Origin of the sequence: Actinophytocola xanthii (assembly GCF_001921205.1) — a bacterium.
In the GTDB taxonomy this organism is placed as follows: Bacteria; Actinomycetota; Actinomycetes; order Mycobacteriales; family Pseudonocardiaceae; genus Actinophytocola; species Actinophytocola xanthii.
Map to the genome: position 1 here is coordinate 19,634 of NZ_MSIE01000098.1, position 11,197 is coordinate 30,830.

General features: G+C 74.5%; 10 protein-coding genes. 6 read left to right on the forward strand and 4 right to left on the reverse strand.

The annotated features are described in order from the left end of the window. Positions 1–20: 20 nt before the first annotated feature. The 6 genes from BU204_RS34735 to BU204_RS34760 all read left to right on the forward strand — a co-directional run bounded on the left by BU204_RS34735 (position 21) and on the right by BU204_RS34760 (position 8,017). The gene (locus BU204_RS34735; protein WP_075130056.1) at positions 21–1,301 is read left to right on the forward strand and encodes a GNAT family N-acetyltransferase; all 1,281 of its coding nucleotides are present in this window, start codon (positions 21–23) and stop codon (positions 1,299–1,301) included. A gap of 73 nt (positions 1,302–1,374) precedes the next feature. Beyond that, on the forward strand, positions 1,375–2,820 hold the full coding sequence (locus tag BU204_RS34740; RefSeq protein WP_075130057.1) for a glycoside hydrolase family 28 protein: 1,446 nt from the start codon (positions 1,375–1,377) through the stop codon (positions 2,818–2,820). A gap of 52 nt (positions 2,821–2,872) precedes the next feature. After that, positions 2,873–4,693, forward strand: a complete 1,821-nt coding sequence (locus BU204_RS34745) for an ABC transporter ATP-binding protein (RefSeq protein WP_233160966.1) — start codon at positions 2,873–2,875, stop codon at positions 4,691–4,693. Between the two features lie 47 nt (positions 4,694–4,740). After that, on the forward strand, positions 4,741–5,421 hold the full coding sequence (locus BU204_RS34750) for a response regulator transcription factor (protein ID WP_075130059.1): 681 nt from the start codon (positions 4,741–4,743) through the stop codon (positions 5,419–5,421). Continuing rightward, a complete protein-coding gene (locus BU204_RS34755) occupies positions 5,418–6,833 on the forward strand; it encodes a sensor histidine kinase (RefSeq protein ID WP_233160967.1) in 1,416 nt (471 codons plus the stop codon). The genes BU204_RS34750 and BU204_RS34755 overlap by 4 nt, the downstream gene beginning before the upstream one ends. A 50-nt stretch (positions 6,834–6,883) precedes the next feature. Then, entirely contained in the window at positions 6,884–8,017 is a 1,134-nt protein-coding gene (locus tag BU204_RS34760) for a J domain-containing protein (protein WP_075130060.1), read from the forward strand. A gap of 44 nt (positions 8,018–8,061) precedes the next feature. Here the strand turns inward: BU204_RS34760 and BU204_RS34765 are convergent, their stop codons facing one another. The 4 genes from BU204_RS34765 to BU204_RS40430 all read right to left on the reverse strand — a co-directional run. Next, the gene (locus tag BU204_RS34765; RefSeq protein ID WP_198943095.1) at positions 8,062–8,670 is read right to left on the reverse strand and encodes a NeuD/PglB/VioB family sugar acetyltransferase; all 609 of its coding nucleotides are present in this window, start codon (positions 8,668–8,670) and stop codon (positions 8,062–8,064) included. Further along, positions 8,657–9,280 (reverse strand): sugar transferase, encoded by a 624-nt coding sequence (locus tag BU204_RS34770; RefSeq protein WP_075130061.1) that lies wholly within the window; start codon positions 9,278–9,280, stop codon positions 8,657–8,659. The genes BU204_RS34765 and BU204_RS34770 overlap by 14 nt, the downstream gene beginning before the upstream one ends. Next, positions 9,277–10,479: a DegT/DnrJ/EryC1/StrS family aminotransferase gene (locus BU204_RS34775; protein WP_075130062.1), complete on the reverse strand. Its 1,203-nt coding sequence runs from the start codon at positions 10,477–10,479 to the stop codon at positions 9,277–9,279. The genes BU204_RS34770 and BU204_RS34775 overlap by 4 nt, the downstream gene beginning before the upstream one ends. Then, positions 10,476–11,197, reverse strand: a 722-nt coding sequence (locus BU204_RS40430; protein WP_198943096.1) for a lipopolysaccharide biosynthesis protein, incomplete at its 5' end; no start/stop codon positions are given. The genes BU204_RS34775 and BU204_RS40430, both read right to left, overlap by 4 nt.

Consider the following 11,197-nt stretch of genomic DNA (forward strand, 5'->3'; position numbering starts at 1 on the left):
CGGCCGGCGAGGCTTGCCGCATGGAGAACAGCCGCATGAAGAACCGGCCCCGTGGCCAGTCCTGGACCGCTGAGCTGGTCGAGCTGGCCGCGTTGTTCCTGGCCGTGGCGGTGGCCGACGTGTTCGCCAACTCGCTTGCCCACCAGCCTTCCGGTGCGCTCGTGCTCGTGGGGATGGGCGCCGCGACCCTCGCCTGCGCGCTGGTGCACCGATGGTGGCGGTACCGTCCGGCGCGCGCGGCCGCCGCGACCGGCCCCGCTCCCGCTTCCGCGGAGGAGCCCGGTGGCGGGCTGTGGCGCGTCCGGGCCACCGTGCCGGACACCCCGGGCAGCCTCGCCGCACTGGCCGCGGGGCTCGCGGGGCGCCGGATGAACATCCTCTCCCTGCAGGTCCACGCCCTGCCCGGGCAGGCTGTCGACGAGTTCCTGATCGACACGACGAGCACCGCCGCCGAGATCGTCGCCGCGGTCGAGGCCGGTGGCGGCGGACAGGTCAGCGTCGAACCGGCGGACCGCCACGACCTCGTCGACGTGCCCACCCGGGTGCTGACCACGATCACCCGCGACGTCGAGCACGGCTGGGACCTGGACCGGTCGGTGCGGGCGCTGCTGGGCGAGTGCGTGCTGCGCCGGGAGCCCGGCGGGGAGCCGACCGAAGGACCCGACGGCACCACCATGCGCCTGCGCCATCCGGAGGGCGGGCTGCTCACGGTCACCAGGGCCGCACCGTTCACCCCCGACGAGTTCGCCCGCGTCGGCGCGCTGCTCGACCTCGGCCAGGCGCTCACCGAGCGCGGGCCGACGACGGTTCTGCTGCCCACCGGCACCGAGCTCACCGTCCGCCGTGCCGTCGCCGGCGACGTGCCGGCCATCCTCGCCATGCACGACCGGTGCAGCGAGCGCTCCCGCCGCCGACGCTACCTCGCCGGCGGTGCCCGGCCCTCGGTCGCGGACCTGACCGACATGCTCGGCCGGGCGGGCGCGTGCACGCTCGTCGCCGAGGTTCCGGAGCGGCGCGAGGTGGTCGCGATGGCCAACCTCGTCCCGGACGCCGACCGCGCCGAGGCGGCGCTCCTGGTCGAGGACGCCTGGCAGCGCCGGGGCATCGGCACGGTGTTGCTGCGCCGGCTCACCGCCGCCGCGAACGGGCGAAGCGGCACCGCCTACGCGGTCACCGAGGTGACCAACACGGCGATGCTGCGAACCCTGCACCGCGTCGGCGCGCAGCTGGAACGGCTCGAGGAGGGCCTCGCCCTGGCGACACTCCCCGCCCGGGCACACCGAGTCGATCACTTACCGTGATTGCCTGAACACGTCAAGTCGGGTACTACTGGGTTCTCGCGCACCTCGACACAGCCGTCGCGGAGGTGGGGGCATGCCAGGACGGTGGTCTCGCCGATCCTTCATCCGAAGTACGACAGCGGCCACCGCGGGCACCGCGCTGGGGCTGGGGGCCGCGGGCCCGCTCGCCCAGGCCGCCGGTGACCCCGGCCACGACCCGGACCCGTGGGCACGCGCCGACGCCATCGCGGCGCGGGTACGAGCACCCCGGTTCCCACGCCGGTTCTTCCCGGTCACCCGGTTCGGCGCCCGGGGCGACGGGGTCACCGACTGCACCAGCGCCTTCCGCCGTGCGGTGCGGGCGTGCACGCGGTCGGGCGGCGGGCACGTCGTCGTGCCGCCCGGTCGCTACCTGACCGGGCCGATCCACCTCGCCGACAACGTCGACCTGCATCTCGTCCGCGAGGCGACGGTCGCCTTCAGCCAGGACCCGAACGACTACCTGCCTGCCGTGTTCACCCGGTGGGAGGGCACGGAGCTGTTCAACTACTCGCCGCTGATCTACGCGTTCGGCGCGCGCAACGTCGCGGTCACCGGTGCCGGCACCCTCGACGGGCAGGCCGACAACGCGCACTGGTGGCCGTGGAAGGGGAACCCCGACTACGGCTGGCGGCCCGGCGACCCGCACCAGGCCGCGGCGCGGACGCGGCTGCAGGCCATGGCCGAACAGGGGGTGCCGGTCGCCCAACGGGTCTTCGGCGACGGCGGGTACCTGCGGCCGAGCTTCATCCAGCCCTACCGCTGCCGCAACGTGCTTGTCGAGGGCGTCCGGATCGTCAACTCCCCGATGTGGGAGATCCACCCCGTGCTGTCGCGCGGCGTGCTGGTGCGCGGGGTGAGCGTGCGCACGCACGGGCCGAACAACGACGGTTGCAACCCGGAGTCCTGCCGCGACGTCGTGATCCGCGGCTGCGAGTTCGACACCGGCGACGACTGCATCGCCGTGAAGTCCGGCCGCAACGCCGACGGCCGGCGGGTGAACGTGCCGAGCGAGCGCATCGTGGTGGAGGACTGCGACTTCCGCGCCGGGCACGGCGGGGTGACCGTGGGCAGCGAGATGTCCGGCGGCGTGCGGGAGGTCTACGCCCGCAACCTGCGCATGAGCAGTCCCGACCTGGACACGGCGCTGCGCTTCAAGACCAACTCGGTACGCGGCGGGTTCATCCACGACTTCCACGCCCGCGACATCACGGTCGGCACGGTCGGCCAGTCCGCGATCGTCATCGACTTCTACTACGAGGAGGGCCCCGGCCACGGGTTCAACCCCGACGTCCGGTCGATCACCGTGGAGAACCTCACCGTGGACCACGCCCAGCGCGCCCTCGCCCTGCGCGGCTACCCGGACGCCCCGGTCCGCGACGTGACGTTGTCCAACGTGGACTTCAGGAGGACCGAGGTGGCCTCGGTGGTGGAGAACGTCGAGGATCTGGTGCTGCGTGAGGTGTACGAGAACGGCGTGCCGATGACCGGCAGTCGATAACCGTTCGCCGCCACCGTCCCGCTCCGGCACGATGGAGCGGAAGGGGGTGGCCATGGCCACGCGCAAAAACGCGGTTCTACTGGCACTTCGTTACTACCGACGAGAACTCTTCCGCCGCAAGCACATCTCCGTACCGGCGATGCTGTTGCCGGCGCTGGGCAACACCTGCCTGCTCTACCTCGCTCCCCTGGTCGTCGCCAACCTGGCGGGCAGGCTCAGCGACGGCGCCGACCTGACCGCCGCGACGCTCCTCCCGGCCGCGCTCGGCTTCGCCGCGGTGCTGGTGGCAGGGGAGGTGCTCTGGCGAATCGGGATCCACTGTCTGAACAGGACAGACGGGCACGGGATCGAGAACCTGTACGTGCTCGGCATGGACGAGCTCCTCGCCAAGGACATCACGTTCTTCCACGACAACTTCGCCGGCTCGCTGACCAAGCGGGTACTGGGCTTCGCCACCCGGTTCGAGCAGTTCGTGGACACGGTCACGTTCTCGGTCGTGGCGACCATCGTCCCGCTCGGGTTCGCCTCGGTGGTGCTGTGGCGCTACGACCCGCTGCTGGTCCTCGTGCTGGTCACCCTGATCGCGGCGACCGCGCTTGGCATCGCGCCGCTCGTGCGTCGCCGCCAGCTCCTGGTCGACCGGCGCGAGGCCGCGACAGCGCGGGTCGCCGGCCACGTCGCGGACAGCATCGCCAACATGCCGACGGTCCGCGCCTTCGCCGCCGAGGATCGGGAGGCCGCCGAGCACCGCGAACGGGTGGCCGAGGTCCGCCGCCTGGCGATCCGCTCCTGGGACTACGCCAACCTCCGCATCGACAGCGTCGTCGCGCCGATGTCCGTGCTGACCAGCACCCTCGGCGTGCTGCTCGCCGTCGGTGTCGGTGGGGGGCGGCTCGGCGTGGAGGCACTGGTGGTGACGTTCACCTACTTCACGAACGCGACCCGGCTCATGTTCGAGTTCAACCAGATCTACCGGCGGCTGGAGACGACGCTGACCGAGGCCGCCCAGTTCACCGAGCTGCTGTTCGACCCGCCGACCGTGCTCGACCCCGCCGCCCCCGAGCCGCTGCGCCCGGCGGGGTCCGAGGTGCGGTTCGAGGGGGTGCGCTTCGCCCACCCCGGCGCCGCACCGCTGTTCACCGACCTGGACCTGGTGGTGCCCAGCGGCAGCAAGGTCGGCCTCGTGGGCCGCTCCGGCGGCGGCAAGAGCACGCTCACCCAGCTGCTGCTGCGGATGATGGACGTCGACGGCGGCACGATCCGGGTCGGCGGCCAGGACATCTCCCGCCTGCGCCAGGCCGACCTGCGCGGCCTGATCGCCTACGTGCCCCAGGAGCCCGCGATGTTCCACCGCACCCTGCGGCAGAACATCGCCTTCGCCCGGCCCGACGCCACCGACGCCGAGATCGAGGCGGCCGCCGCGGCCGCGCACGTGACCGAGTTCGCCGAGACCCTGCCGCAGGGTTTCGACACGCTCGTCGGCGAGCGCGGCGTCAAACTCTCCGGCGGACAGCGCCAGCGGGTCGCCCTCGCCCGCGCGATCCTGCGCGACGCGCCGATCCTGCTGCTCGACGAGGCGACCAGCGCACTCGACTCGGAGAGCGAGATCCTCGTCCAGCGGGCGCTGTGGCGGATCATGGAAGGCCGGACCGCGCTGGTGGTCGCGCACCGGCTGAGCACCGTCGCCCGGATGGACCAGCTCGTCGTGCTCGACCGCGGGCAGGTGATCGAGCGGGGCAGCCACGAGCACCTGCTGGCCCGGGACGGCGTCTACGCCCGCCTGTGGCGTCACCAGTCCGGCGGCTTCCTCGACGACGTCGACCGGGCCGAGGGCGGCAAGGCTGGGAGTTTCCTGGGAGTTCCCGCCGGCTGAGTGACACCGGCGCCCGGTCGGCGGCCGGACCTGGAATCGTCGGTGCCATGAACCTGCTCGTCGTCGAGGACGACCCGACGCTCCGCGAGCTGCTCGCGGCCAGCCTGCGGTTCGCCGGGTTCAGCGTGTCCTGCGCGGCCACCGGGGCGGAGGCGCTGCGCGCGGCCACCGGGGAGCCACCGCACCTGGTGGTGCTCGACGTGATGCTCCCCGACTTCGACGGGTTCGAGGTGCTGCGCCGCCTGCGTGCCGACGCCCCACCCGGCGGTCACGTCCCGGTCCTGTTCCTGACCGCCCGGGACGCCGGTGAGGACAAGGTCGCCGGGCTGACCGCCGGCGGCGACGACTACGTGACCAAGCCCTTCCGGCTGGAGGAGCTGCTCGCCCGCATCCGGGCCATCCTGCGCAGGACCAGCGGCGACCAGCGCAGCGTGCTCACCGCCGGCGACCTCACGCTGGACCCGGTCGCCCACCTGGTCACCCGCGGGGGAGATCCGGTGTCCCTGTCCCCCACCGAGTTCACGCTGCTGCACCTGCTCATGGAGCACGCCGACACCGTGCTGCACCGCGCCCAGATCCTGCGCCACGTCTGGCGCTACGACTTCGGCGGCGACACCAGCATCGTCGAGTCCTACATCAGCTACCTGCGCCGCAAGGTCGACAACCGGCAGCCGCGCCTGATCCACACCGTCCGCGGCGTCGGGTACGTCCTGCGCAGGCCGCGGTGAGCCTGCGCACCCGGCTGGTCCTGATCGCGATGTCGCTGCTCGTCGTGGGGTTGGTCGTGAGCGACGCGGTCGTGCTGGCCACGCTGCGGGGTCCGCTGCTCGAGCGGGTCGACCTCCAGCTCCGGCTGGCCTCGGGGGTGCTCTCCCGCATCCCCGAGCCGCTGGTCCGCCGGCTGGAGGGCAGGGCCCTGACCGACCCGGCCGGCGACCCCGACACCGACCCGGCCACGGACTCGGCCAGGGAAGGCCTGGACGACCTCTACATCGCCTTCCTCGACCGCGACGGCGCCGTGGAACTGGAGTGGCGCGGCGAGCGGGCGCCGGAGCTGGACCGGGACACCGTGCTCGCGCACGGGGACCAGCCCTTCGAGGTGCCGGGGTGGCGGGTGCTCGCGGCCCCGACCGGGGCGGGCGCGGTCGTGGTGGCGGGGTCGCTCGACCAGGTGGACGCCACGATCGCCGGGGTCCGCCTGGTCTGCGTGCTGGTCGGTGCCGGGGTGCTGGTGGTGCTCGCGGTCGCCGGCTGGTTCTGGGTGCGGGCGGGGCTCGCGCCGCTGCGGCGGATCGAGGAGACCGCCGCCGCCATCGCCGGCGGGGACCTCTCCCGCCGGGTGCCCGGGGCGCCACCCCGGACCGAGGTCGGCCGGCTCACGACCTCGCTCAACGGGATGCTCACCCAGATCGAGCACGCGGTCGACGCGCGCGCCCGCTCGGAGGCCCGGATGCGGCGGTTCGTCGCCGACGCCAGCCACGAGCTGCGCACCCCGCTCGCCGGGATCAGCGGCTTCGCCGAGCTGTACCGGATGGGCGCGGCCGAGGTGGACGCGACGATGGACCGGATCGAGCGCGAGTCGGTCCGCCTCGCCGGGCTCGTCGACGACCTGCTCCTGCTCGCCCAGCTCGACGAGGGCCAGCACGACCTGGTCCGCGCGGCCCCGATGGACCTGCGCACGCTCGCCGTCGACGCGCTGCACGACCTCCGGGCGCTCGACCCCACCAGGGAGATCACCCTCACCGGGCCGGACGGCGCGCCGGAGCCGGGGCCGGCGCCGGTGCTCGGTGAGGAGTCCCGGCTGCGCCGCGTCGTGACCAACCTGGTCGGCAACGCCGTCGCGCACACCCCGGCCGGGAGCCCGGTCCGGGTGGGCGTCGGCACCACCGGCACCGACGCCGTGCTGGAGATCGCCGACAGCGGACCGGGGATGTCCGCCGAGCAGGCGAGGCTGGTGTTCGACCGGTTCTACCGGGCCGACACCTCCCGCGCCCGGGACGGGGGCGGCGGCGCCGGTCTCGGCCTCGCGATCGCCTGGTCGCTGGTGACCGCGCACGGCGGGAGCATCGAGCTGGACACCGCCCCGGGCCGGGGTGCCACCTTCCGGGTGCGGATGCCGATCCACGGGGACAGGGCCTAGTCCAGGGCCATAGTCTTGGTCCGCGCGGGATCGGACGACGGGCGGTGTGAGTGCGCGGGTACGACTACTACGAGCTGCTCGGGGTGTCCCGCGACGCCTCCAGTGCCGAGATCAGGTCGGCCTACCGGGCGCTGGTGAAGGTCATGCACCCGGACACCGGCGGCACCGTCGGGACGTTCCGGCTGCTGCGGGACGCCTACGAGACGCTGACCGACCCCCGCCGCCGCGCCGACTACGACAACGCCGACGATGACAGCGCCGGCTACGACACGGGAGCCGACCTCGAGGACACCGAGCCGGAGGACCTCCGGGAGGACGAGCCCGAGGACGAACCCGAGGACGAGCGGGAACCGCGGTGGGACGCGCCGCGGCACACGCCGGCCCTGCCGGTCATCGACCTGGACAGCGTGCCCTGGTGGCCCGAGGTGCTCGGCCGGGCGGTGCTGGTGCCGGCGAACCGGCTCAGCCGCCCGCTGCTGCTCGTCGGCGCCGGCGGCTGGGCGCTGGTCATGCTCGCCCTGCTGCTCTCCCGCGCCCCCGCGCCGGTGCTGGCCTGCTGGCTGCTCGTGCTGGCCTTCGCCGGCGCGGCGGTGGTCTACCGCGAGATCAGCGCCGCGCGGGTGGACCGGGCGTTCGGCGTGGAGTTCGGCGGGCACGTCGTGTTCGGCAGCCCCGGCACCGAGCCCGACGACACCGCCCAACGGCTCACCGCCAACCTGCTGGCCGGCTACCTCACCCGCATCCCGGGGGTGCGGATCTGCCACGGGCTGGCCGCCGAGGTGGGCTCGGTGTTCGCCGACGTGGACCATGCCGTGCTGTGCGGGCGGCGGCTGCTGCTCGTCGAGTCGAAGCTGTGGCTGCCCGGGCACTACCAGGTCGACGAGACCGGAACGCTGTGGCGCAACGGGCACCGCTTCCGCGGCGGCGTCTCCGAGCTCGCGGAACGGCTGCCCGCCTTCCGGGCGCTGCTGCCCTCGCTCGAGGTCCACGGCGCGCTGCTGATCTACCCGAGCCGGCCGGGGGAGATCACCACCGACCCCGCCGGGCGGGCCGCGGTGCCCCCGATGGACCCGGTCCGGTTCGTGCGCGAGGCCGGCGGGTGGCTGGCCGGCGACCCGCACGCGGTGGACCCCGCCGCGCTCAGGATCCTGGTCCGCCAGGTCGTGTCGTCGGCTGGTCGGTGACGCTCCGCCCCCCTGGACCGCCGGCGCCGTGGTGGCCGGTGGGTTCACCGCGGCCGGGCCGGCGAGCCGACGACGACCACGCCGGGCGGGACGTCGCTGGTCACCACCGCACCGGCGCCCACGACCGCACCGGCCCCCACGGACCGCCCCTGCAGAACCACCGCGCCCGAGCCGACCAGGACCCCGGTGCCGATCCGGACCGCCCCGGCGACGTTGGCGCCCGGGAGCACGGTGACCCGGTCGGCGAGCACGCAGTCGTGGCCGACCGTCGCGTTGTAGTGCACCTGGCAGTGCACCCCGGCGATCACGCCGCTGGAGACCAGGGCTCCGGCATGGGCGAGGAACCCGGGCCCGAGCGTGGTCTCCGGACCGATCGTCGCCCGCGGGTGCACCAGCTCGTCGGGGATCAGGCCGAGCCCGTCGAGACGGGCCGCCAGCCGCTCCCGCACGCTGGCGTCGGCGATCGCCACCACGTACCCGGCGCCGGCCGGCGCCTCCGACGGCGGGAGCACGCGCAGCCCCCGCACCTTCTCCCCCGCCCGGAAGTCGTCCAGGAACGCGGCCACGGTCCGGCCGCAGGCCAGTGCGATGTCCAGCGCCTCCCGGCCGGCCCCACCGGCCCCGGCGACGTAGAGCTCCTCACCCCACACCACGTACCTCGCTCTCCCGCGGGCCGAAGCCCTGGTTCACCCCGCCGGGACCGACCACCCCGCGCGGCCGGAGCAGCAGGCCGACCGTCCGCAGGACGATCAGCAGGTCCAGCCGCCAGCAGCGCCGCTCGAGGTACCACAGGTCAAGCTCGATCCGCTCGGGCCAGCTCAGCGAGTTGCGGCCGCAGACCTGGGCCCACCCGGTCATCCCCGGGCGCACGGCGAGGCGCCCGCGCTGCCGGGGGGTGTAGTGGCGCACCTGCTCGGGCAGGGTCGGTCGGGGGCCGATGACGCTCATGTCGCCCTTCAGGACGTTGACCAGCTGGGGCAGCTCGTCGAGGCTGGTCCACCTCAGCAGCTCGCCCAGCCGGGTCCGGCGGTCCCGGTCCGGCTCGCCGGGGTGGGCGGGCGGGCGCAGCGTCCGGAACTTGAGGATCACGAACTCGCACCCGTGCCGGCCGGCCCGGGTCTGGCGGAACAGCACCGGCCGCCCCAGCGCGACCAGCACCGCGACCGCCACCACCAGCACCACCGGCGCGAGCACCACCAGCCCGAGCCCGGCGAACAGGACATCGCAGAGCCGCCTCGCGCGGCAGTCGCACGGACCCGTCATGTGCTCGCCTCCGCCAGGACCTTGGTGAGGGCCTCGGCCATGTCCGCCACGTCCGCGCGCTCCAGCGTGGGGTGGACCGGCAGGGCGAGGCAGGTGCGGCCGAGCCGCGCGGCCACCGGCAGGGACCGCGGGGTGGCCGGGAAGCGGCGGAACGCCCGCTCGCGGTAGATCTCCATACAGCCGCCCTGGCGCGCGGGCACGCCCTCCGCGCCGACCGCGGCGACGATCCGGTCCCGGTCCCAGCCCGGCGCGAGCCGTTCCTGGCACACCCGCAGGTAGCACCGGTAGTAGGCGTGCTCGACGTCGGCCGAGGGCTCGAGGACCCGGACCGCCGGCTGGTCGCGCAGTGCCTCGGCCAGCTCGGTCGCGTTCGCGGCGCGCTGCTTGGTCCACCCGGGCAGGGCGCGGAGCTGGTTGCGCCCCACCACGGCCTGCACCTCGGTCATCCTCGCGTTGGTGCCGAAGTCGTCGTGGACCCAGCGGAAGCCCGACGCCGCCGGCTCCCGGGTGGTCGCCCAGCTCTTGCCGTGGTCCTTGAGCTCCCAGCAGCGCCGCCACAGCAGCGGGTCGGACGTGGTGACGGCGCCGCCCTCGCCGGCCGTGGAGATGATCTTGTCCTGGCAGAACGACCAGGCGGCGATGTCGCCCAAACCGCCTACCGGCCGGTCCCGGTACCGGGCGCCGTGCGCCTGCGCGCAGTCCTCGACGACCCGCAGGCCGTGTGCCCGCGCCAGCGCCAGCAGCGGCGCCAGGTCGGCGGGGTGGCCGGCCAGGTGCACCACGACGACGGCCACCGTCGCCTCGGTCACCGCCGGCGCCACGGTGTCCGCGGTCAGCGTCATGCTGTCCGGGTCGACGTCAACCACGACGGGTCGGGCACCGCACGCGGCGACGGCGCTGGCGGTGGCGATGAACGTCGCGGCGGGAACGATCACCTCGTCGCCCGGTCCGGTGCCGAGGGCACGCAGCGCGAGCTCGAGTGCGACAGTGCCGTTGGCGAGCGCCACCGCGTGGGTCGTGCCGACCGCCTCGGCCAGCTCGGCCTCGAAGGCCCGCCCGTGCTCGCCGGTCCAGTAGTTCACCCGCCCGGAGGCCAGTACCGCCCGCACCGACTCGAGGTCCTCCGCGTCGTAGACGGGCCAGCCGGGCATGGGGTCCACCCGCACCGGGAGGCCGCCGTCGATCGCGAGCCGGCTCATCGCGCGTCCCGGACCCGACGCAGGAACAGCGTGACGGCGGCGGCCGACAGTCCGCTGTAGAGCACGACGCAGCTCACGGCCAGCCCGGTGCTTCCGCCGACCCGCGCGCCGAGCAGGTAGCAGGCCACCGCCGCCACCGCCGCGGCCAGGCCGAGCGCACCGGCCGAGCGAGTGCGTCCCCCGCCGATCAGCCCTCGGCTCGCCACCGCGTAGGGGGCGAAGCAGGCCTCGGCCACCACGAGCACCGGCAGCAGCTCGCGGGCTTGTTCGAAGGGCACCCCGAACACCGGCACGACCAGCACCCAGCCCAGCGCGGCGACGACCACCCCGCCGGCGCCCGCGGCGACCACGGGCAGCGCCACCCAGCGGGCGAGCAACCGACCGCCGAGCGCGACGTGGTGGACGAAGAACTGGCCCACCGCCTGCGGGACGACCCGCGACACCTCGCTCAGCGTGGCGGCCAGGGAGTACACCCCGACCGCGGCCGGACCGGCGAGCGCGCCGAGCACGTAGCGGTCCGCGCGCAGGGCGACCGCGAGCCCCAGCGTCAGCCCGAGCACCGGGGCGCCCCGGGCGACCAGCAGGCGCAGCGCCACCCGGCCCGGCCGGTCGCGCACGAGCAGGCCCGCCCGACCGAGCGCGACGAGCTGGGTCGCGCACACCAACGCGCTCCCGGCGGCCTGGGCGCCGAGCAGCGCGGCCGCGCGGTCGGTGACCG

Bases quoted from the DNA above. Each gene is read 5' to 3' on its own strand.
- BU204_RS34735 (WP_075130056.1), top strand. From the start codon at position 21: ATGGAGAACAGCCGCATGAAGAACCGGCCCCGTGGCCAGTCCTGGACC.
- BU204_RS34740 (WP_075130057.1), top strand. From the start codon at position 1,375: ATGCCAGGACGGTGGTCTCGCCGATCCTTCATCCGAAGTACGACAGCG.
- BU204_RS34745 (WP_233160966.1), top strand. From the start codon at position 2,873: ATGGCCACGCGCAAAAACGCGGTTCTACTGGCACTTCGTTACTACCGA.
- BU204_RS34750 (WP_075130059.1), top strand. From the start codon at position 4,741: ATGAACCTGCTCGTCGTCGAGGACGACCCGACGCTCCGCGAGCTGCTC.
- BU204_RS34770 (WP_075130061.1), bottom strand. From the start codon at position 9,280: ATGACGGGTCCGTGCGACTGCCGCGCGAGGCGGCTCTGCGATGTCCTG.
- BU204_RS34775 (WP_075130062.1), bottom strand. From the start codon at position 10,479: ATGAGCCGGCTCGCGATCGACGGCGGCCTCCCGGTGCGGGTGGACCCC.